This is a genomic window from Paenibacillus sp. ICGEB2008 (assembly GCF_000307675.1).
GTDB classification, from domain to species: domain Bacteria; phylum Bacillota; class Bacilli; order Paenibacillales; family Paenibacillaceae; genus Paenibacillus; species Paenibacillus polymyxa.
Genome location: NZ_AMQU01000026.1, coordinates 90,835 through 114,307, shown reverse-complemented (window position 1 = coordinate 114,307; position 23,473 = coordinate 90,835). Strand labels below are relative to the sequence as shown.

The following is a 23,473-nucleotide window of genomic DNA, read 5'->3' as shown; positions in this document are numbered from 1 at the left end:
TATGTGGATTGAACCATATATATCCCGTTTTTTTTGTGTGTCCTAGTCTTTTCCATCATCATGTAACCATGCAAATAAGTAGATTGGACAGTCCAATTCTATTTCGATAAAATCGAATGGTGTCGAAAATAATTTATGGGGGGTGTAAACGGGCAATGACGCGTTATTTGATCAGTAAATTTTTCTATATGTTGCTGTCTTTGTTCATTCTGATCTCTGCGACGTTTTTTCTCATGAAAGCAATTCCGGGTAACCCCTTCATGAGTGAAAAAGCGACTTCTCCTGAGATTCAAGCCCGGTTAATGGAGCAATATGGGCTGGATAAGCCTGTATATGTCCAATATTTTAAATACTTAGGTGATATTGCTTCAGGTGATTTTGGTATTTCTATGAAAAAGCTGAATCAAAGTGTAACTGACATTATCGGACAAACGTTTACGGTTTCCCTCAAACTCGGTTTTGTTGCCATAATCGTGTCGATAATTGTCGGTATCTTGCTAGGAATGCTAGCAGCTTTGTATCATCGTAGGCTCATAGATAACGTCGCTATGGTATTAGCTATCATGGGGATTGCGGTTCCCAGCTTCGTTCTGGCATCGTTAATTCAATTTTTCTTTGCTCAACAGTTAGGCTGGTTTAATGTTATGGGCTTTGAAGGCCCGATGGATTACTTCTTGCCCGTTGCGGCTCTATCTGCTTCACCGATTGCGTTTATCGCTCGACTAACGCGTTCCAGCATGCTGGAAGTGCTTCATGCAGATTACATTAAGACTGCCAAGGCTAAAGGTTTGAAATCTATTACAATTATGTTCAAACACGTTATACGTAATGCCATTCTGCCGGTTGTTACCTATGTAGGACCAATGACAGCCAATATTATTACGGGTTCGGTTGTTATTGAACGAATCTTCGGGATTGGCGGTATCGGTAAGGTGTTCGTAGATAGTATTACAACCCGTGATTATACGATGATTATGGGAGTTACTATTTTTTACGGTATCTTGTTGATGGTGGCACGTTTTATTACGGATATTGCATATGGATTTATTGATCCGCGGATTAAGCTTACTGGCGGGAAGGAGGGATAACTTTATGTCTGTTAAAGATAATGCTGTGAACTTGGATAAACTTCAGGTGAAACCGGAAGATTTCCAGAGGGTCGGAGCGGATGAAAAGCAGTCTGAAGTTATTCAGCGTGAAAGCTTATCCGCTTGGCGAGATGCTTGGGAGCGTCTTCGTAAAAATAAATTGGCTATGACGAGCTTAAGCGTTTTGGTTCTCATAGTGCTTGCTTCAATTATTGGTCCGATGCTGTCGCCATACGATGACCGCACGAATGATTTGTTGAGCACCAATCTTCCTCCATCGGCGGAACATTGGTTCGGAACAGATGATCTGGGGCGTGATATGTTTGTACGTACTTGGATGGGCGCTCGGATTTCATTGATTATTGGTTTGGCTGCTGCAATGATTGACTTGATGATTGGTGTAATTTATGGTGGAATTATGGGTTACTTTGGTGGCCGCGTTGATGAAATCATGAATAAATTTTCTGAAATCTTGTATTCCATTCCTTACTTGCTTGTTACAATTCTGTTGCTGGTTGTACTGGAGCCAAGTATCACCACCATTATTATTGCGCTCTGTGTAACAGGGTGGATTAACATGTCGTGGATTGTACGTGGTGAAATGCTGCAACTTAAAAACCGAGAATTCGTACTTGCTTCCCGTTCAATGGGTGCTGGTGCAGGTCGTTTGTTGTTCCGTCACTTGTTGCCTAACGCGGTAGGACCAATCATTGTCACATTGACCTTGACGGTTCCAAGTGCTATTTTCTCCGAGGCATTCCTGAGCTTCCTTGGATTAGGGGTACAGGCTCCTCAGGCATCGCTGGGTTCAATGATTGAATCAGCTCTGACAGGGTGGATGTATTACCCTTGGCGGATGCTTTTCCCAGCAGGTTTGATCAGTTTGATTATGCTTGCGTTCAACCTTTTTGGCGACGGCTTGCGTGATGCGCTTGATCCGAAGTTGAAGAAATAGGAGGTGAGATCATGGTGAGTAGCAACAATTTAATTGAAGTTGAAGGCCTTAAAAAGTATTTTAATGTTGGCAAAAACCGTGTGCTCAAAGCGGTGGATAACCTGAATTTCTATATTCGTGAGGGTGAAACGCTGGGTATGGTTGGCGAATCCGGTTGTGGTAAGTCTACAGCGGGTCGTACTATTTTGCGCTTGTATGAGCCTACAGCAGGTAGCGTACGTTTTAACGGCACAGATATTTACAAATTATCACCGGGGAAAATGAAAGCAATGCGTCGTGATATGCAGATGATCTTTCAAGATCCGTATGCATCATTGAACCCACGTTTTACCGTGTCTGATATTATTGGTGAGGCACTGGATATTCACAATATGGCAGGTAGCCGTGCAGAACGTAAGAAACGGATTGAGGAATTACTCGATCTGGTTGGTTTGAACCCTGACCATGCAACACGCTATCCGCATGAGTTTTCTGGTGGTCAACGTCAGCGGATTGGTATTGCCCGTGCATTGGCTGTTAATCCTAAGTTCATCATTTGTGATGAGCCGATTTCAGCGCTTGACGTATCTATTCAGGCTCAAGTTGTCAACCTGTTGAAAGAGCTTCAAGAACGTCTTGGTCTGACGTACCTGTTCATTGCGCATGATCTGTCGATGGTCAAGCACATCAGTGATCGGGTAGCTGTAATGTATAGAGGCAGAATGGTGGAGCTTGCTGAAAGCTCTGAATTATATGCCAATCCGATTCATCCGTATACGAAAATGCTTTTGTCGGCGATTCCACTTCCTGATCCGGAAGTTGAAGCCAACAAAAAGCGAATTATTATGCCTGATGATCAAGGCGGACCGATTCATAACGCGTCCGATAATAAGGCAGGGGCTTATAATCTGGAAAATGCCACGCTTATCGAAGTGTCTAAAGGACATTTTGTAGCTGAACCTTACGCTTGATTTTGTTCTATACACCAACCGCCGAGTTATTCGGCGGTTTTTTTGTAGGAAGCTTTGACGTGGACATGGGCTTTCGGTACAATCAAGCAGTAAGGTTTTGGTGGAGACAGGAGGCAGACCCATGAAAATAGTTCCGGAAACGCTTCGCGGAGGGTCGGCTTTGGCAGAAGACTATATACAGGGTACAGGACGCGCAAGCGATTTGTATGAATATGATATTCTGCACGCCGATGCTTATGCCCAACGGGCGAAGTGGCTGGATAAGACGGAGCATCTGCGATTAAACCGTAAGGATGTCGTAGCATGTCTTCGTATATACAATGAGCAACACAATTCGCATGAGGCGGTTCATACTTCATTGGACCGTTTGGAAAGCCCAGATGCTTTAGTAGTAGTTGGCGGACAGCAAAGTGGACTGTTCACAGGCCCGATGCTGGTCATTTATAAAGCCGCTACGATTATTAAAGCAGCTAGAGAAGCTGAAGAACGGCTTGGACGTCCGGTTATTCCAATTTTCTGGATTGCTGGTGAAGATCATGACTGGGACGAGGTCAATCATACATACGTAATGGCAAAAGACCCGCAAGCAGTTAAAATCAAGCTGAATAAGCAGCCTGAACGTCGTTCTTCAGTTAGTGCTATTAAAGTCGATACGGTTGAGTGGAAGCAAGCGATGGCGGATATAGAGCAATGCTTGCCAGATTCAGAACATAAGACCGATATTATGCACATGATTGAGCAGGGTTTGACAGAGTCATATGGACTAAGTGATGCCTTTGCCAAGCTGATGGGTCGTTTGTTTGGTACCTATGGATTGGTGCTCATGGATTCTGCAGATCCTTTGCTGCGCAAGCTAGAGGCATCCGTTTTTAGACAGTTGGTTCAGCACAATGATGAGTTGGAGACAGCGTATAGGACAACCGCTACGCGGATCGTGGACTATGGTTATCACTTACAAGCGGATGTGCATGAAGGTGGTGCGAACCTTTTTTACATTCATGAAGAGGAACGCCTACTGCTTTTCAAAAAAGCTGGATTATTCACAGATCGACGCGGTTTGGTGGCATTTACAGCGGTTGAACTGCTTGAAGAGATAGATAGACACCCCGAACGTTTTAGTAACAATGTACTAACTCGTCCGCTCATGCAGGATTCGCTGTTCCCGGTACTGGGGTCTGTGCTGGGTCTAGGAGAAATTGCCTACTGGGCAATTACACGGGACGCTTTCGAAGTGCTCGGGATGCAGATGCCGATACTGCTGCCGCGTATGTCTTTTACATTACTGGAGCCGGGCGTGGAAAAGCATATGCTTAAGTACGAACTAACTTTTGGCCAAGTTAGAGACGGGCTTGAGGAACGAAAAAAGCAATGGATCGCCACTCAAGATCAGCTTGGAATGCAGGATCAGTTTTCCGAGGCTAAGGATGCTTTTGTCCGCATCTATAAACCGCTTATACAGCAGACAGGGATGATAGAGAAAGGTTTGCTACAGCTCGGAGAAACCAACTGCGAGAAAATTCTGGGGCAGATTTCCTATCTGGAGGCAAAGGTGGAGGAAGCGCTGCTTCGGCAAAATGGAACAGCACTTCGCCACTGGGATCATATCGAGTGGTCGCTTTTCCCATTTGGACAGCCGCAGGAGCGTGCATTTACGATCTATCATTTTCTGAATCGTTATGGTCTCGACCTGATGGATATGATTATGAACGTACCATTGGATCTGTCGGGAACGCATCGTGTGATTTATGTATAATGATCATAAACGAATTTAACTAATATTTAGGAGGAAATAACATATGACTTCCCATTCTCTGCAAAATAGCATTATTCACGATCTTAACTTGGCCCCTGAAGGTCATTTGAAAATTGATTGGGTAGAAGCCCATATGCCGGTATTGAACCGTATACGTCAACAATTCGAGCAAGAGCAGCCTTTTGCTGGTCTGAAGGTAACGATTTGTTTACATCTGGAGGCCAAAACGGCTTACCTAGCTAAAGTGGTACAAGCAGGTGGAGCACAGGTCACCATTACGGGTAGTAATCCTTTGTCGACACAAGATGATGTTTGCGCCGCATTAGTAGAAGATGGCGTTACGGTATTAGCTAAATACAATCCAGATCCAGAGGAATTCAAGAATTTGCAAATCAAGGCTCTGGAAACTAAGCCAGATCTCATTATAGATGACGGTGGTGACCTGGTTACTCTGTTGCAATCTGAACGGCCTGATCTGATTTCTACGATCCGTGGAGGAGCAGAGGAGACCACTACAGGGATTATTCGTTTGAAGGCCTTGGAAAAAGAAGGGCAACTTCACTTTCCGATGGTAGCTGTAAATGATGCTTACTGTAAATATTTGTTCGACAATCGCTATGGTACAGGCCAGTCAGCTTTCGACGGTATTATTCGTACGACTAATCTGGTTGTGGCAGGAAGTACAGTGGTTGTGGTGGGTTATGGATGGTGCGGCAAGGGGGTTGCAATGCGTGCGAAAGGGCTGGGAGCCAACGTGGTTGTAACGGAAGTTGATCCAATCAAGGCTGTAGAAGCCCATATGGATGGTTTTCATGTATTGCCAATGGTGGAAGCTGCCAAACTGGGCGACTTCTTCATTACAGTAACTGGAAATAAAGCTGTAATTACAGGGGAACACTTTGATGTTATGAAGGATGGAGCTGTGCTGTGTAACGCAGGGCATTTTGATGTGGAGGTTAGCAAGCCTGAGCTCGCTAAACGCTCCGAATCCATTCGCACAGTGCGTCGCAATATCGAAGAATACCGCTTTAAAGATGGACGTAAAATGTATTTGCTCGCAGAAGGGCGCCTCGTGAATCTAGCTGCCGCTGACGGTCATCCAGCAGAGATTATGGATACGACATTTGCTCTTCAGGCACTTGGCTTGAAATATGTGAATGATCGTTACAACGAACTGGGTAAAGCTGTGATTAATGTACCTTATGAAATTGATGAGCAAGTGGCTCGATTCAAGCTTGATAGTCTGGGAATCAAGATTGATACATTAACAGAAGACCAAAAGGTCTATCTGGACAGCTGGAACGCCTAATCTATTTTCGGTCACGATGTCCGCTGCAGAAATGGTGCATTTTTAAGCAAGTGCTTGTATAGGTTGACATGATGGATAGAGAATAAGCCCTTTATTCCGTGTTGTTTCGAAACCTGATGCATATTGTCGGGGGTTCGACTTCATGGGATAAGGGGCTTTTTGGCATCTTATGACGCAGGGCAACAATAACAGACATTATGCCCGAATTCTAGGTTTATCACTTTTTCGTAATGAAAAAGAGGTCTTTGATTTTTTTAAAGCGAATCTATTATGCTTAGGTGGTGGAAAGTGGGCCAAAGTGGGAGAATGGGGTAAGGGGTGACGAAACCAATGTTTATGGGGGAGTTCCAACATAGCATTGATGAGAAGGGTCGGCTTACTGTCCCGGCCAAGTTTCGTGAACTTCTCGGTGCCTCGTTCGTGGTTACCCGCGGGCTGGACCAATGCCTCTTCGTGTATCCTATGGATGAGTGGGCTGTCATGGAGAAAAAACTTAAAGCACTGCCTTTGATGAAGGCTGATGCGCGTGCGTTTACCCGGTTTTTTTTCTCGGGAGCGACTGAATGCGAATTGGACAAACAGGGCAGGGTAAATTTACCGGGGAATTTGTGCGAATACGCCAAGCTTACAAAAGAGTGCGTCGTATTGGGAGTGTCCACCCGGGTAGAGATTTGGAGTAAGCACACTTGGGAGCAATATTTCAACCAATCAGAAGAAGCATTTAACGACATTGCTGAGAAATTGGTTGATTTCAACTTTGAATTGTAATTTAGGAGGTCAGCCGTTTGTTTCACCACATTACCGTACTCAAGGAAGAAGCAACACAGGCACTAAACATCAGGCAGGACGGGATTTATGTGGACTGCACGTTGGGAGGGGCAGGACACAGTTCCGTCATTGCATCACAGCTTGGCCCTGAGGGGAGGCTTATTGCCTTTGATCAGGACGACTGGGCATTGAACAATGCACGAGAGAAGCTGTCAGCCTATGAAGGAAAGATTTCATTAGTGAAATCCAACTTCCGCCACTTGCAGGACAAGCTGGCCGAACTGGGATTGCCCGAAAAAGACGGCGTCCCGCAGGTCCAGGGTATTTTGTTCGACCTGGGTGTATCCTCGCCCCAGTTCGATGAGGGGGAGCGGGGATTCAGTTACAATCATGATGCACCGCTAGATATGCGGATGGATCAGAGCAGTTCGCTTACGGCATATGAAATTGTTAATGAATGGCCGGAAGCGGAGATTGCGCGTATTCTGTTTCAATATGGAGAAGAGAAGTTCTCCAGGCGGATCGCGAAGATCATGGTTGAACGTAGAATGAACAAGCCTATTCACACAACGGGGGAACTTGTCGATATTATCAAAGAAGGAATTCCGGCTGCGGCACGCAGAACCGGGGGACATCCGGCTAAACGCAGTTTTCAGGCTTTGCGGATTGCTGTGAATGATGAGCTGGGTGCACTGGAAGATACTTTGCATCAGGCAGTAAAATGTCTGGCTCCAGGGGGCAGAATTTCGGTTATTACGTTTCATTCCTTGGAGGATCGGATATGCAAGCATATTTTCAAGGAGTATTTGGCGAAAAGCATCTATCCGTCTGACTTGCCGATTCTGGATGACAAAATGGTAGGCGATCTAAAGCTGGTGAATCGTAAGCCGATTGTGGCATCAGAAGAAGAGTTAGAGCTTAATCCACGATCCCGGTCAGCCAAGCTGAGAGTTGCCGAAAAATTGTAAATTTAATGGAGAAGGAGAGGCGACATGGCTTATACACGCGGTAATTTGGCTGTAAAAGAAAGAGCCCGTCAGGAACAGGTTCAGCAACAACGGTATCGTGAGACCACTAAAGTCGTTACACGCCGCAGAGAGCTGCCGATTCGAGAAAAGCTGCTGTATCTATTGACACTTGTAGCATGCATTGTCATTGCGGGGACGTTGATTGGCAGATATGCGCACATTTATCAAATTAATTATGCGATTAATACAGCCAGCAAGGACATTTCCAAATTACAGACCAATATCGCCCAATTGAAGATTCAGAAGGAACGTCTGGAGAATCAGATTGTGCCTACTGCAAAGGAACAGGGATATATCGAACCAACAAGAGAGCCCATTCGTGTGGAAAAGCAGGCTGCCAAATAGTTAAGAGCATAGCATCAAGCTATGCTCTGACGTATATTTTTTTTGCAGAGAGGTTTGAGCTATGGTCAAAAGAATAAAGCTTCGCACACTGCTGATAGGGGGATGTATTACCCTCTTTTTTCTTGTTCTGCTACTTAAAGTATTTTGGATTCAAGTTGTGAGTGGGGAATACTGGCATAATCAGGTAGTTGCACAGATAGAAAGAGACCAGGTGATTCAGCCCAAGCGTGGAACTATAATGGACCGTAAAGGGAATGTACTAGCTACGGATGCACCGGCTTACACGGTGGTTGTCAACCCTAGCATCATTCAGGAGTATGATCTGGAGAATGAGGTTGTAGCCAAGCTGCATCAGCTTCTCAAAACGCCTGAGGATGAACTGAGAAGACATCTATCTGCAAAGGATAAAAAGGGTAACTATTTAAAAAACCGTGAGATTCGTAATGGAGGCTGGAAGGTAGACCCTGAGGTGAAGGCACAGGTGGATACATTCAAAGAGTATTTGAAGGATAAGTATGAGGTAGTTGGAGCTGTGGACACTGTTCAGGAATCCAAACGCTATTATCCAGAAAATAAGCTGGCTTCTCATGTCCTTGGCTATTTGCGAAAAGATGGTACAGCAGGTATGGGGTTGGAAGCTTATTACAATAAAGAGCTCTCCGGCACGGCTGGAAAGCTTCTATATCAGCGGGACCGAAAGGGAGTTCCTCTTCAGGGATCGGAAAGTGTCTATGAGCCGGCACAAAATGGTAAAAATTTAAAGCTGACGATTGATGATACGATTCAGTATTATATAGAGGATGCCATGCAGGAAGCTATCGCAAAGTATAATCCCAAAACGATGACTGTCGTAGCAGCTGATCCCAAAACGATGGATGTTCTCGGTTTGGCGACTTATCCGAATTTTAATCCCAATACATATGGGAGTACACCTTTGGAAAATTTCCGTAATAATGCTACTCAGTCTATCTACGAACCGGGCTCCACGTTTAAGATAGTAACCTTGGCTGCTGCGGTTCAAGAAAAGGTATTTAATCCGAATGAGACCTATCAATCTGGTATGATTCGCGTCGGAGGCTGGGATATTCGTGACGTAAGCCGTAGCTGGGGAACGTTAACCTATCTTCAAGGGGTCAAGCGTTCAAGTAACGTCGGTTTTGTTCATTTGGGGCTGGATAAGCTGGGTGGCGAGAGGCTGAAGAGATATATCAATAACTTTGGATTTGGTGTCAAAACAGGTATTGACCTTCCGAGTGAGTCTACCGGAGCTATTACATTCCATACCCAGTACAAATCCGAAGTCGCGACGGCTTCATATGGACACGGACGGGTTCAGGTAACGCCAATTCAGCAGGTGGCAGCGATCTCGGCGATTGCTAACGGTGGGAAGTTGATGCAGCCTCATCTGGTGAAGGAAATTATAAACCCAGATACAGGCGAAGTGCAGACGATTCAACCGAAGGAAGTCCGCCAAGTGATTACTCAGGAATCTGCAACTCAGACAAGCAGCTATCTGGAGCAGGTCGTCTCTGACCAGGAAATTGGTACGGGACGTCTAGCTTATATTGACGGATATCGTGTTGCTGGTAAAACAGGGACAGCGACGAAAGTCGTCGGAAAAGTTTACGATCATTCGAAGGATGTCGTGTCTTTTATCGGTTTTGCACCAGTAAATGATCCGAAAATAGCTGTCTTGGTAGTTATGGATGAACCTAACAAATCGGTAGGCGGCGGTACAGCAGCAGCACCTGTGTTTAAAAAAATCGTGTCCCAATCGCTGCAATATATGGGGGTTCCCAAAACGGGAACCAAAACGAATAAATCAGGTGGGGCTGCAGCGAAAACGGTGAATTTGCCAACGGTACCACAATTAACAGGCCAAGTGAAGAAGGATGCGCAAAACGCATTGCTCAAACAGGGGATTGCTTACGAAACGGTAGGTAAAGGCTCCAAAATTGTTCGTCAGTATCCTGAAGCAGGCGTCAAAATGAAACCGGGACAGCGCATCTATTTGCTGACAGAGGATAGTGCCAACATGACTATTCCCGATTTTACAGGTGTCTCGTTGCGTGACACACTTCAAGTTCTGACGCTTATGAAGGTTGGTGTTCAGGTAAGCGGGGAAGGGTATGTTGTCTCTCAAAAGGCACAAATGGTAAATGGCAAGCGGGTCGTCAGTGTGACGCTTCAGCCGGCCAAAGAAACAGTGACCGGAGTGAAGCAGGAGGAAACACAGGACTCGACTACTGGAGTTGCAGCTAACGAGACAGGCAATGCAACGAAAACGGAAGCCGATACTAAAACCAAAGCCGATACTACTGCGAATACTGAAACAAATGCGGGAACTCCAAAGGGAGGAATATCTGCTGTAGCAGATGAGAAAAGTGCTGCCGCGATTAAAGGCGAAGATAACTGATAGCTTGTTCTAATGTCCGTTCTTTTGAATATTCATGAGGTAAGACATGTCATGAGTATTTGAGGAACGGAGGGGGCGCGTTTGAAAAAATCTAACGTGACCATGCGGCGTAGGCTGGTATGGGGGCTACTGGGATTGTTTGTACTGTTTGCGGCCTTGTCGATCCGGCTCGCCTATGTTCAATTGGGTAAAGGAGGCGAGCTCTCAGCCAAGGCTGAGGATTCGTGGCGCCGCAATATTCCTTTTGCCGCCAAGCGTGGCGAAATTTTGGATCGACAGGGTACTGCGCTGACCTATAATGTCAGTTCGCCGACTGTCATGGCGATACCAGTACAGATTAAGGAGCCGGAAGAAACGGCTCGCAGGCTGGCGCCGTTGCTAGATATGAGTGAGGATAAAGTGCTCAAGCTGATTACCAAACGAACAGCAAGCCAAAAACTTCAGCCCGGTGGACGAAAAATTACGATGGAGAAAGCCCAGAAAATTCGTGATTTGAAGCTGCCGGGTATCGTTGTTGCTGAAGACAACAAACGTTATTATCCTTATGGTGATCTAGCGGCTCATATTCTTGGATTTACCGGAATCGATAATCAAGGGCTGACAGGCGTAGAGAAGCAGCAAAACAGTAAGCTTCGGGGAATCGATGGAAGCATCGCGTATTTATCAGACGCAGGTGGCCGTCTGATGCCTGGTTCTTCTGAAAAGTACATTGAACCGAAGGATGGACTGAATTTACAATTAACCATTGATAAATCGGTGCAATCCATTATGGAACGAGAGCTTGACCAAGCCATGGTCAAATTTCAGGCGAAGTCCGCGCTGTCTATTGCGATGAACCCGAAGACGGGTGAAATATTAGGCATGGCTGGACGGCCAAGCTATGAGCCAGCGCTTTACAAGCAATATGCGCCTGAAATTTATAATCGCAATCTGCCGATTTGGATGACATATGAACCTGGGTCTACTTTTAAAATTATTACACTTGCCGCTGCCTTGGAAGAAAAGAAGGTCAATCTCAAAAATGACCGTTTCTTTGATCCGGGATATATTGAAGTTGGTGGAGCACGTCTGCGTTGTTGGAAAAAAGGCGGGCATGGCAGCCAAACCTTTCTTCAAGTGGTGGAAAATTCATGCAATCCCGGTTTTGTAACATTGGGACAACGTCTGGGCAAAGAAACACTGTTCAAGTACATTCGCAATTTCGGCTTTGGCAGCAAAACAGGAATTGACATGATTGGTGAGGGCAATGGCATTTTGTTCAAGCTACCTCAGGTCGGACCTGTAGAGCTGGCTACTACGGCCTTTGGTCAAGGGGTATCTGTCACTCCGATTCAGCAGGTTACGGCTGTATCGGCAGCAATCAATGGCGGAAATCTTTATAAGCCTCACATTACAAAAGGCTGGATTCAGCCCGGAACTGGAAAGGTTCTCGAAAAAGTGGAGCCGGAACTGGTGCGTAGAGTTGTTTCAGAGGATACCTCTCGACAGGTAAGGGAAGCTCTGGAAAGTGTCGTCGCTAAAGGTACAGGTCGCCCTGCCTTTATTGAGGGTTACCGGGTTGGAGGTAAAACGGGGACAGCACAAAAGGTGATTAACGGACGTTATTCTTCCTCGGAGCATATTGTATCCTTTATTGGTTTTGCTCCGGCGGATGATCCGCAAATCGTCGTCTATACTGCTGTCGATAATCCGAAAGGGATTCAATTCGGCGGTGTGGTTGCTGCGCCAATCGTGCAAAATATTTTAAAGGATGCACTGATTGCCTTGAAAATACCACCTCGTACCAATCAAATTGCCAAAGAGTACAAGTATGGCGAAAATCCGATTGAAACGGTACCTGATCTGGTAGGTGCCACTGCAGCTGATTTATATGAAGATATGAATATGAACTTTATGCTCGTGAAATCTGGGTCAGGCAAGACGGTCGTAAGTCAGGCACCGAAGCCAGGCTCTCGATTGGAACGAGGATCAACGATCCGTATATATATGGGGGATTGATAGGTTCTTTTTATACCATACTATGAATAACGAGAGAGCAATGGAGGAATGTAAGATGCAGCTTCAACAATTGGCTTCACTGCTGGCCGTTTCCCGAGTGGTGGGTGACGGTACAGTGGATTGCCGAGGAATCGGGGCGGATTCACGTCGTGTCCAGCCAGGAGACTTATTTCTATGCTTGCCTGGTTTTACAGTGGACGGACATGATTATGCTGGGCAGGCCGTTGCGTCCGGGGCGGCGGCTTTGGTCGTAGAGAGGGAACTGGATGTGCCTGTTCCGCAGCTTATTGTCAAGGATGCGCGACATGCCATGGCGGTTTTGGCGGATTATATGTTTGATTCGCCAAGCCGCCGTATGCGTATGATCGGCATAACCGGAACGAACGGGAAAACAACGATAACATACCTGCTTGAAAAAATTATGAAGGACGCCGGGGTGAACACCGGACTGATTGGTACGATTCAAATGCGTTATAACGGCCAGTCTTACCCTATGTCCGGCACTACGCCCGAAGCAGTAGAACTGCAACGTTATCTCGGGAATATGGCAGAGCAGGGGGTTCAATGCTGTGTCATGGAGGTATCCTCACATGCGTTGGAGCAGGGTCGCGTCAAAGGAACAGATTTTCGTACCGCTATATTTACAAACCTGACGCAGGATCATCTGGACTACCACAACACGATGGAGGAGTATCGCGCTGCCAAGGGACTTTTGTTTTCCAGATTGGGAAATGCCTTCTCGCGTGATGCATCCAATAGTAAATATGCTGTTCTGAATGCAGACGATCCGGCCTCTTCCTATTTGCAGGCTCAAACAGCGGCCCAAGTGATTACCTACGGCGTGGAAAAGGATTCGGATGTGCAAGCGTCTCGTATCACTATAAGTGCCAAGGGAACCTCCTTCCATGTCTCCACTTTTAAAGGAGATACTGATATTGAGCTTCGGATGGTAGGCAAGTTTAATGTGTACAACGCACTAGCGGCCATTTCAGCTGCTTTGCTGGAAGGAATCTCGTTGGTGGATATCAAGCGGAGTCTGGAATCTATCGCAGGCGTAGATGGGCGCGTAGAGCCTGTTGATGCGGGTCAACCCTTTGCTGTAATCGTTGATTATGCCCATACGCCAGACGGATTGGAAAATGTCCTTCGTACCGTAAAGGAATTTGCGATTGGTAAAGTATGGTGTGTATTTGGATGCGGCGGAGATCGGGATCGTACGAAACGTCCGTTGATGGGGAAAATTGCTGCACGATACAGCGATCATTCGTTTATTACATCCGACAATCCGCGAACAGAAGACCCGATATTGATTTTGAAAGACATCGAACAAGGGTTGATTGATGAAGGTGTACCTGCCGAACGTTATGAACTGATCGTGGATCGCAGAACTGCAATTCATAAAGCTGTTGAAATGGCAAGCCCTGACGATGTAGTATTGATTGCGGGAAAAGGTCACGAGACTTACCAGTTAATCGGAAAAACGGTGCATGAATTCGATGATCGCATCGTAGCCAAAGAAGCGATAAGGGGTTTATCCAAGTGATGAAAAGAACAATCGGTCAGATTGCATCCATGTGTGGAGGAACACTTCACGCACAGGCGGACGCTGAACGGATGGTTGAGGGCGTTTTTACAGACTCACGCAGGCCGCAGAGTCTGGGACTGTTCGTTCCACTCGCGGGTGAACGATTTGATGGACATCATTATGTTCAGCAGATCGTAAGCGAGGGAGGGGCAACAGCATATTTATGGCAAAAGGATCATGGAACACCTCCGTCCGTAAATGCTATTGAGGTCGAGGATACGTTAGAAGCCCTTCAGCATCTAGCGGCCGCATACTTGCGCGAAACTGACGTTTCTGTCGTCGGAATCACGGGAAGCAACGGTAAGACGACGACGAAAGATATTGTAAATGCTCTATTGGGCACGACTTTTAAAGTACACAAAACCGAAGGAAATTATAACAATCATATCGGGTTGCCTTTAACAGTACTGTCCATGCCGCAGGATACAGATATCCTGATTCTGGAGATGGGCATGAGTGGACGCGGGGAAATCCGTCTGTTGGCTAATATTGCCCAACCAGATGTAGCTGTCATAACTAACATTGGCGAATCGCATTTACTTCAGCTTGGTTCTCGCACTGAAATTGCTCGTGCAAAGCTGGAAATTGCAAGTGGGATTAAACCTGGTGGATTGCTTATTTATAATGGGGATGAACCACTACTTCCACAAGTGTTGGCAGAACCTGAAACGGTCAAGCCTGAAGGATTAAAATTATTCACGTTCGGGTTAGCTGCGGACAATGATGATTATCCAATTGAAATCACTTCGGATGAAGAAGGTAGCTCATTCATAACAGCCCAATCCGGCCAAGAGGCTTTCCGGCTTCCCTTGCTTGGACAGCACAATGTTGTAAACGGGTTGGCAGCGCTGGCGGTAGCACGTCATTTCAATGTGGATGTAGACCATATACGTAAAGGATTGTCGTCTTTAAAGCTGACGGGCATGCGCATTGAGGTCGTGAAGTGTTCGGATGGACTTACCGTGCTAAATGACGCTTACAATGCCAGTCCTGCTTCAATGAAGGCTGCAATTCAGACGTTGTCTGCATATCAAACGGGTGGACGTAAAATTGCCGTGCTTGGGGATATGCTGGAGCTGGGCGCTGAGGAAACGCAATTTCATGAGGAAATTGGGCGTTTTGCTGCAAAGCATAACATAGAGGCACTGTTTACCTATGGTGCGTTAGGCGCTTCGATTGCGCAGGGTGCGCAAGGAACAATGCCAACTGCTAACGTACACGCTTATACAGATAAGCAAAAGCTGATCCAGCATTTGCGGTCTTATCTCCATGCCGATGATATTGTGCTGGTTAAGGCATCCAGAGGGATGCGATTAGAAGAAATTGTGGATGCGCTGAAAAACGGTCCGCTACAGAACTGATGTTGACGAGAGGGAGACTCCCATGGATATTCAATTATTACTGCTGACGATCGTCGTATCGTTTATACTGGCGGTCATTGCCGCTCCACTGCTCATTCCGCTGCTGCGGCGAATGAAATTCGGCCAGCAGGTCCGGGATGACGGGCCACAAAGCCATCTTAAAAAGATTGGTACGCCTACAATGGGCGGTATCGTAATCTTGCTGGCTTTTACGCTGACCTTTCTTAAGTTTTCAGCTATCAAAAATACGGACTTTTACGTTCTACTGGTTGCTACGCTCGGTTTTGGGCTGATCGGCTTTTTGGACGACTATATTAAAATCGTATTCAAACGCTCGCTCGGTCTAACGGCGCGTCAAAAGCTGTTCGGGCAGTTATTGTTTGGCGCGATTATGTGCTGGCTTCTGATTAGCAATGATCACAGCACGGCGATCGGTATCCCAGGCACCTCATGGTCATTTGATTGGGGCGGCTGGTTCTATTATCCGTTCATTATTATCATGATGTTGGCGATCAGCAACGCTGTCAATTTTACAGATGGGCTGGACGGGCTGCTGTCCGGTACAAGTGCGATTGCATTTGCTGCTTATGCCATTGTGGCGATTCAAGCAACCTCGCTTCCGGCTGCCGTTTGCGCAGCGGCCATGATTGGTGCTGTACTTGGTTTTCTCGTATATAATGCTCATCCTGCCAAGGTATTTATGGGTGACACAGGCTCGCTGGGAATCGGAGGAGCCATTGGTGCCATTGCCATTGTTACGAAAAGCGAAATTTTGTTCCTCATCATCGGTGGTGTATTCGTGATTGAAATGCTGTCCGTGGTCTTGCAGGTAGCTTCCTTTAAAACCCGTGGCAAGCGTATTTTCAAAATGAGCCCGATTCATCATCATTTCGAGCTGTCCGGCTGGTCCGAATGGCGCGTAGTTATCACATTCTGGGCTGTAGGACTGCTGTTGGCAGGACTCGGACTTTATCTCAACAAGGGGTTGTAGACAAATGAATCATCCAGACGCATACCGAGATCAGGAAGTCGTCATTATCGGTCTGGCCAAAAGCGGCGTACAAGTGGCCAAGGTGCTACATCAGGCCGGGGCAAAGCTCACAGTCAATGATAAAAAAGATAGGGAACAATGTCCCGAAGCTTCTGAATTAGAGGCTTTGGGAATTTCCGTTTTATGCGGGGGTCACCCGGAAGGACTGATTCATCCTGGAGTGAAACTGGTTGTCAAAAATCCAGGAATTCCTTACGCGGCCCCTCCCGTACAGAAAGCTGTCGAGCTCGGCATTGAGGTCGTGACCGAGGTTGAGGTCGCCTACCATCTATGTAAAGCTCCGATTATCGGAATTACTGGCTCCAACGGAAAGACGACCACGACCACTTGGGTGGGCAAGTTGTTGGAGGCATCCGGCATGAATCCGATCGTGGCTGGTAATATAGGTACGCCGTTATGCGAGGCGGCTGTGGACGCCAAGTCGGACGAGTGGATGGTTGTGGAGCTGAGCAGCTTTCAGTTAAAAGGAACAAAGGATTTCAAGCCCGCTGTAGCCTGCTTGCTCAATGTAGCTGAGACCCATTTGGACTACCACGGAGGCATGGAGGACTATGTTGCATCCAAGGCACGTCTATTTGCCAATCAAACAGCGTCGGATACCGCGGTGGTGAACTGGGATGATCCCGTCTGCCGGGAACTTGTGCCCTATATTCAAGCGAAGCAGCTTCCTTTCTCAATGACGGAACGTTTGCAGGAAGGGGTGTTCGCTGACCCGCCATACATACCGGATGTAACGGATGATATTGAAAGAAACATCGTATACCGTGATGGAAATGGGGTACTGCAACCCATTATAGGCGTGAACGATATTGGGCTTCCGGGTCGTTTTAACGTAGAAAATGCTCTAGCTGCTTGCGCAATCGCCATAGCCGCAGGCGCAGAACCAGCAAAATTGGTGGAACCATTAAGCTCTTTTCGCGGTGTAGAACATCGGCTTGAATATGTTTTAGAACACGGTGGAGTAGCTTATTACAACAATTCCAAAGCAACCAACTCCAAAGCGACCATGATGGCCTTATCTTCCTTTAAGCAACCCATCGTACTCATTGCCGGAGGATTGGATCGTGGCTCTGATTATGCGGAGCTTGTACCGTCCTTGCAGGATGGTGTGAAAGCCGTTGTGCTCTTGGGTGAGACACGGCATAAGCTGGCAGATCGGGCTCGTCAGGCTGGAATAGAGCATGTCAAGGTCGTCGATAATGGGGAGGATGCCGCCGCTACGCTCGTGGAGGCTGTAAACAAGGCAGCTGAATTTGCTGAGACGGGAGATGTGGTATTACTCTCACCCGCCTGTGCAAGTTGGGATATGTTCCAATCCTATGAAGAGCGTGGACGTATTTTTAAAGAGGCGGCGCATAAATTGTAAGTAGGGGGGTTGGATAAGCCCCTACTTTTATGCAAGGGGTGGCCTCCTGATGAAGCAATCTCGTCCGGCGCCAGATATATGGCTTTTCGTCTGTATTGTAAGCTTGTTAGCCATCGGCATGGTTATGGTATACAGCGCGGGCGCCGTCCTCGCTTTTCACGAGTACGGGGACTCCTACTATTTTGTTAAACGACAATTGTTGTTTGCGGGGCTCGGCCTTGTAGCCATGTACTTTACGGCCAGAACGGACTATCGGATTTGGCAGAAATATGCCAAGGTCGTATTGTTGATCTGTTTGGCTCTACTGGTTGCTGTTTTAATTCCTGGCATTGGTGTAGTAAGAGGTGGAGCACGAAGTTGGCTTGGTATTAGCTCTTTTGGCATTCAGCCTTCCGAGTTTATGAAGCTGGGCATGATTCTTTTTCTCTCTCAATGGCTCAGTCGTCCTGACTATGATATTAGCTCTTTTACGCGCGGGCTGTTGCCTCCGCTTGGGCTCATGGGACTGGCCTTTGGGCTCATCATGCTCCAGCCCGATTTGGGTACAGGCACCGTAATGATGGGAGCATCCATGCTGATCGTATTTACGGCAGGCGCGCGTATGAAGCATCTTGGTCTACTGGCCTTGTCGGGGGCAGCGGGGTTTGCTGCACTGATTGCGGCTGCTCCTTATCGACTCCAGCGTATTACCGCGTTTCTGGATCCTTGGTCTGATCCGCTTGGTGCGGGTTATCAAATTATTCAATCGCTATATGCGATTGGTCCTGGCGGATTGGCGGGCCTGGGGCTTGGCATGAGTCGGCAAAAATATAGCTACGTTCCTGAGCCACAGACGGACTTTATCTTCTCTATACTGGCGGAGGAGCTTGGTTTTATCGGTGGAATGACAGTGCTGGGGCTTTTTTTGGTCCTTGTTTGGAGAGGGATGCGTGTCGCTATTACCATTCCGGACACCTATGGCAGTTTGCTTGCAGTCGGTATTGTCGGAATGGTGGCGGTACAGGTCGTTATTAATATTGGTGTTGTTATCGGTTTAATGCCAGTGACAGGAATAACACTGCCCTTAATCAGCTATGGAGGTTCTTCACTGACCTTAATGCTAACTGCTCTGGGCATTTTATTAAATTTATCACGTTATGCGAGGTGAACGTTTATGCGCGTCGTGTTGAGCGGCGGCGGTACTGGAGGGCATATTTATCCAGCGCTGGCCGTAGCCAGACAGTGCGAAGAAATAGATCCGGACGCTGAATTTTTATACATTGGCGGTCAACGAGGACTTGAGAGTAAATTGGTTCCTCAGGAAAAAATTCCATTTGAGGCTATTGATATCACAGGATTTCGTCGCAGCTTGTCTGTGGAAAATATAAAAACGATCATGCGCTTTCTCAAAGGAGTTCGCAGGTCCAAAGCATTATTAAAGAAATTTAAGCCAGATATCGTGATTGGCACCGGGGGATATGTATGCGGCCCTGTCGTTTATGCAGCTTCCAAGTTGGGAATACCCAGCATTATTCATGAACAAAATGCAATTCCTGGGTTGACCAATGCATTTTTGAGTCGCTATGTGGATACAGTGGCTGTTAGCTTTGAAGGTTCGGAAGGAGCTTTTCCCAAAGCTAAAAATGTACTATACACTGGGAACCCGCGTGCTACAACAGTTCGTCTGGCTAACCGGGATCGGGGATTTGCAACTATAGGGGTTCCGATGAACAGCTCTGTGGTCCTGGTGGTTGGCGGCAGCAGAGGGGCAAAGGCCATTAACGATGCCATGATTGCAATGGTTCCGCAACTTTCGCAACTGAAAGACGTCCATTTTGTATATGTAACCGGCGAATCTTATTATGAGCAAACGCTGGACAGCATACGAAATCAGATCGGCTCATTGCCCAATCATCTACACGTGCTCCCCTATATTCACAATATGCCTGAGGTGCTGGCTTGTACCTCTTTAATTGTTAATCGTGCAGGTGCCTCCTTCTTGGCAGAGATTACATCGCTCGGCATTCCGTCCATTCTGATTCCATCACCGAATGTGACGAACAACCATCAGGAGGCTAATGCTCGTACACTTGAAAAGGCAGGGGCTTCTGTCATGATCACAGAAAAGGAATTAAGTGGCCCGGCTCTGTTTCAATCTATAGTGGAAATTATGAAGGATGAGGCAAGGCGGAGCCAAATGGCGGAGCTGGCATCTGCGCTTGGCAAGCCTGACTCAGCAGATATTTTAGTAAAAGAAATGGAGCGTCTTGCCCATAATAGGTAGTCCGCAGCGCAGATTTGGGCGGTTGTCACACACTGGACGGTATTTACATAGGATACCCTATAGATTGTGACCATCACCCAGGCTGCCGGTTGTTAGGTGAGAGCCTTATAACGATGCGGGGCAAGCAACAAGGAGGTTTCAGTACAATGCAGCAATGGATGCCATTATTAGCGGAGCATGATATCGGAAAAGTGCTGGAGCATGAGCCGCTGTCCAAATATACGACCTGGAAGATCGGAGGCCCTGCCGATGCTCTTGTGATCCCGGATACCAAAGAGCAGTTGGCAAGGATTTTGAAGCTGGCTAGCGAGCACGGAATTCCCTGGATGCAGTTGGGGCGGGGCTCCAACATGCTCGTCTCTGATAAAGGGATTCGGGGACTGGTGATCAAGCTTGGACCAGGATTTGATTATGTTCGTTTTGAGGATGAACAGATCGTTGCTGGTGGAGGCGTTTCACTGGTTAAACTATGTGTTATGGCTAGCAAGCAGGGTCTGTCAGGCCTTGAGTTTGCTGGTGGTATTCCAGGATCGGTCGGTGGGGCTGTCTACATGAACGCCGGTGCCCACGGGTCTGATGTGTCACGAATATTCCAGTCCGCTGAGATTGTGCTGGATACAGGGGAATTGGCTGTGTACAATGCCGAGGATATGCACTTTAGCTATCGTCACTCCGTGCTGCATGAGCAACGTGGAATGGTGACAGAGGCAGTGTTCCAGATGAAGCGGGGGGACCGAGAGGAAATCTCAACAGCACTTGCGGCTTTTAAAGACCGCCGTAGGCTGACCCAGCCGCTACAGTTAGCTTGTGCAGGAAGCGTGTTCCGTAATCCACCAGGAGACTATGCTGCCCGGCTTATTGAAAGCGCAGGTCTCAAAGGTTTGAAGGCGGGAGGCGCTGAGGTATCAGTACAGCATGCTAATTTCATTGTAAATACCGGTCAAGCGACAGCAGAGGACGTGCTTACCCTAATGAAGCATATTCAAAGTACAATATCATCTCAAACCGGCATCAAGCTAATTCCGGAGGTTTTCGTAGTGGGTGAGCGGTAAACTCGGAGGTGATACATTGGACAAATTGGTGATTGAGGGAGGCCGTCCCCTGTCAGGCACCATACGTATCCATGGGGCAAAAAATGCGGCACTACCTATTCTTGCAGCAAGTTTGCTTGCACAAGGTAAGGTGGAAATTCGGAATGTCCCCCATCTTTTAGACATTAAGGTCATGCTGCACATCCTAGAAAGACTTGGTTGCACATGCCGACATGAAGAGGAAACGGTATATGTGGATACATCGTCCGTCCGAACGTTCCAAATTCCTGAGGATTTGATGAAGCAAATGCGGTCATCTATCTTTCTAATGGGACCGTTGCTCGCTAGATACGGAGAAGTTTCCATTTATCAGCCCGGAGGCTGCGCCATAGGCGAGCGCAAAATTGATCTTCACCTGGAGGGCTTAAAAGCTCTTGGCGCAGAGATCGAGGAGAAAGACGAGCAAATTACGTTTCGAGCCCGTAAGCTGATCGGCTCGGACATCCACATGGATTTTCCGAGCGTAGGCGCAACAGAAAATATTATGATGGCTGCCGCGCTGGCCGAAGGACGAACAACGATTACCAATGCAGCGAGGGAACCAGAGATTCAGGATCTTCAAAACTTTCTGAATGCCATGGGAGCCCATATAATCGGTGCTGGAACAGACACAATTACAATCACGGGGGTCAGCCAACTCAATCCTTGTACGTATGAGGTCATTCCTGACCGCATAGTAGCTGGAACGGTTATGATTGCAGCGGCAGCTACACGAGGTAGTGTGTCATTGACACACTGCAATCCTTCCCACTTGTCTGCTCTGATTCACGTCCTCAGGCGGCTGGTGTTCAAATTGGCATCTTGAATGATATAATGACCGTAAGTTGTATGAGTCGTCCCAAAGCAGTGGAGAGGATCGTTACCTCACCTTATCCGTCATTTCCGACGGATTTGCAATCTCAGGTCATGGTTCTATTATCTTTGGCGGACGGCTTCAGTGTCATGAAAGAGACTGTCTTCGAAAGCCGTTTTAAACATGTAGATGAACTGAATGTAATGGGTGCTGATATTACGGTCGATGCGAATGCTGCTTTTATAAGAGGGGTTTCTCGTCTGTACGGGGCTACAGTAGAGGCTACCGATCTGCGGGCAGGGGCTGCACTAGTTATAGCCGGTCTAGCCGCTCAGGGACGTACCATTGTCGAGCAGGTTCATCACATTGACAGAGGATATGACCGGATCGAACGTCTTTTCCAGGGATTGGGTGCCCGAATGAGCCGTCAGTCTCCGGTGCCCGAGCAGCTGGATTTCGTAAATTAATGCCTATAATGTCCCTCCGTTAACGGGGGGACAAAGGGCTTTTGTGGAGAGAAGCTATGCCAAATGCTCAAATACCTGTTCTTAAAAAGAACAGAACGAAAAAAAGAACAAGCCGGAAGATTGCTATTCTTCTCATTTTGTTGTTTATTGTACTGCTCGCTGTTCTCTTTTTCCGTTCTTCGTTGAGTCAGGTTTCTGAAATTCGTTTTGATGGTAATGTATTTTCGACCCGGGAGCAACTTCTCAATCGAAGTGGTCTCGCTGTCGGAGATCAATATTTCGGAGTCAGTGCTTCCGACGTCTCTGAGAAGCTGCGGGAAATTCAGTCGATTCAGCAAGTCACAGTGGACAAGCAGTTTCCGGGCATCATTACGATTCACATTAAGGAGTTTGCTACAGTAGCTTACGAGTTACAAAGTGACGGTAGCCTGCGTGCTATTCTAGCAAATGGGACAAGCGTGGGCGTAGGTAGCAGTGGGATAGCGGTTGAAAAGCCTATTTTGACTAAATGGAAATCAGATGATCCCTACAAAGCGAAGCTGTGTGATGCTTTATCACGCATTCCGGGAGAATGGACAGCTGATATTTCGGAAATCATTCCGGCGCCGATTCCTTCTTTTCCAGACCGTATAAAAATGTACACGCGTTCCCAGTTTGAGGTTATTACAACTGTTTCACTGTTGAACTCTAAAATCAGCTATCTGAACCAGGTGCTAGAAACAGAAGAGCCTGGTGTGATCACAATGCTGGAGGCGGATTCCTACGTTCCATTTAAACCCGATACGAGCGAAGAGGGCCAAGAAAAAGATACTACTCAGTGATGTGAAAAAATGCTAGAATTGATTTTATGGGTAATAGACTTGCCTCCTTCTTTTTTCTTCAAATT

General features: G+C 47.1%; 18 protein-coding genes and 1 pseudogene. All 19 read left to right on the top strand.

Annotation, left to right across the window (positions count from 1 at the left end; genetic code table 11):
- Positions 1–155: 155 nt before the first annotated feature.
- The 19 genes and pseudogenes from C400_RS0121325 to C400_RS0121230 all read left to right on the top strand — a co-directional run bounded on the left by C400_RS0121325 (position 156) and on the right by C400_RS0121230 (position 23,408).
- Complete coding sequence (locus C400_RS0121325) at positions 156–1,088, top strand: ABC transporter permease (protein WP_016821554.1); 933 nt, start codon at positions 156–158, stop codon at positions 1,086–1,088.
- A gap of 4 nt (positions 1,089–1,092) precedes the next feature.
- The gene (locus tag C400_RS0121320; protein ID WP_016821553.1) at positions 1,093–2,043 is read left to right on the top strand and encodes an ABC transporter permease; all 951 of its coding nucleotides are present in this window, start codon (positions 1,093–1,095) and stop codon (positions 2,041–2,043) included.
- 11 nt (positions 2,044–2,054) lie between these two features.
- The gene (locus tag C400_RS0121315) at positions 2,055–2,993 is read left to right on the top strand and encodes an ABC transporter ATP-binding protein (RefSeq protein WP_016821552.1); all 939 of its coding nucleotides are present in this window, start codon (positions 2,055–2,057) and stop codon (positions 2,991–2,993) included.
- A gap of 121 nt (positions 2,994–3,114) precedes the next feature.
- Positions 3,115–4,746, top strand: a complete 1,632-nt coding sequence (bshC, locus tag C400_RS0121310) for a bacillithiol biosynthesis cysteine-adding enzyme BshC (RefSeq protein WP_017428138.1) — start codon at positions 3,115–3,117, stop codon at positions 4,744–4,746.
- 43 nt (positions 4,747–4,789) lie between these two features.
- Entirely contained in the window at positions 4,790–6,055 is a 1,266-nt protein-coding gene (locus tag C400_RS0121305; protein WP_017428137.1) for an adenosylhomocysteinase, read from the top strand.
- 330 nt (positions 6,056–6,385) lie between these two features.
- A complete protein-coding gene (mraZ, locus tag C400_RS0121295) occupies positions 6,386–6,823 on the top strand; it encodes a division/cell wall cluster transcriptional repressor MraZ (RefSeq protein WP_013311099.1) in 438 nt (145 codons plus the stop codon).
- 17 nt (positions 6,824–6,840) lie between these two features.
- Positions 6,841–7,791: a 16S rRNA (cytosine(1402)-N(4))-methyltransferase RsmH gene (gene rsmH / locus C400_RS0121290; protein WP_017428135.1), complete on the top strand. Its 951-nt coding sequence runs from the start codon at positions 6,841–6,843 to the stop codon at positions 7,789–7,791.
- 24 nt (positions 7,792–7,815) lie between these two features.
- A complete protein-coding gene (locus C400_RS0121285; protein WP_013372097.1) occupies positions 7,816–8,196 on the top strand; it encodes a hypothetical protein in 381 nt (126 codons plus the stop codon).
- Positions 8,197–8,257: 61 nt separating this feature from the next.
- A complete protein-coding gene (locus C400_RS0121280) occupies positions 8,258–10,612 on the top strand; it encodes a penicillin-binding transpeptidase domain-containing protein (RefSeq protein ID WP_017428134.1) in 2,355 nt (784 codons plus the stop codon).
- 81 nt (positions 10,613–10,693) lie between these two features.
- The gene (locus tag C400_RS0121275) at positions 10,694–12,610 is read left to right on the top strand and encodes a stage V sporulation protein D (RefSeq protein WP_016821547.1); all 1,917 of its coding nucleotides are present in this window, start codon (positions 10,694–10,696) and stop codon (positions 12,608–12,610) included.
- A gap of 55 nt (positions 12,611–12,665) precedes the next feature.
- Complete coding sequence (locus tag C400_RS0121270; RefSeq protein ID WP_017428133.1) at positions 12,666–14,153, top strand: UDP-N-acetylmuramoyl-L-alanyl-D-glutamate--2,6-diaminopimelate ligase; 1,488 nt, start codon at positions 12,666–12,668, stop codon at positions 14,151–14,153.
- Positions 14,153–15,556 (top strand): UDP-N-acetylmuramoyl-tripeptide--D-alanyl-D-alanine ligase, encoded by a 1,404-nt coding sequence (locus C400_RS0121265; RefSeq protein WP_017428132.1) that lies wholly within the window; start codon positions 14,153–14,155, stop codon positions 15,554–15,556. The genes C400_RS0121270 and C400_RS0121265 overlap by 1 nt, the downstream gene beginning before the upstream one ends.
- Before the next feature lie 22 nt (positions 15,557–15,578).
- Positions 15,579–16,547 (top strand): phospho-N-acetylmuramoyl-pentapeptide-transferase, encoded by a 969-nt coding sequence (gene mraY, locus C400_RS0121260; RefSeq protein WP_013372092.1) that lies wholly within the window; start codon positions 15,579–15,581, stop codon positions 16,545–16,547.
- A 4-nt stretch (positions 16,548–16,551) separates the two neighbouring features.
- Complete coding sequence (murD, locus tag C400_RS0121255) at positions 16,552–17,973, top strand: UDP-N-acetylmuramoyl-L-alanine--D-glutamate ligase (RefSeq protein WP_017428131.1); 1,422 nt, start codon at positions 16,552–16,554, stop codon at positions 17,971–17,973.
- Between the two features lie 49 nt (positions 17,974–18,022).
- Entirely contained in the window at positions 18,023–19,120 is a 1,098-nt protein-coding gene (gene spoVE, locus C400_RS0121250; RefSeq protein ID WP_013372090.1) for a stage V sporulation protein E, read from the top strand.
- Between the two features lie 6 nt (positions 19,121–19,126).
- Entirely contained in the window at positions 19,127–20,236 is a 1,110-nt protein-coding gene (gene murG / locus C400_RS0121245; RefSeq protein WP_017428130.1) for an undecaprenyldiphospho-muramoylpentapeptide beta-N-acetylglucosaminyltransferase, read from the top strand.
- Positions 20,237–20,382: 146 nt separating this feature from the next.
- Positions 20,383–21,288 carry a UDP-N-acetylmuramate dehydrogenase gene (gene murB / locus C400_RS0121240; protein ID WP_016821542.1) on the top strand — a complete coding sequence of 302 codons (906 nt, stop codon included), beginning with the start codon at positions 20,383–20,385 and terminating at the stop codon, positions 21,286–21,288.
- A pseudogene (gene murA / locus C400_RS0121235) lies at positions 21,278–22,587 on the top strand (UDP-N-acetylglucosamine 1-carboxyvinyltransferase). The gene murB and the pseudogene murA overlap by 11 nt, the downstream one beginning before the upstream one ends.
- A 56-nt stretch (positions 22,588–22,643) precedes the next feature.
- Positions 22,644–23,408, top strand: coding sequence for a cell division protein FtsQ/DivIB (locus C400_RS0121230; RefSeq protein WP_017428129.1), 765 nt, complete (start codon positions 22,644–22,646; stop codon positions 23,406–23,408).
- Positions 23,409–23,473: the final 65 nt, after the last annotated feature.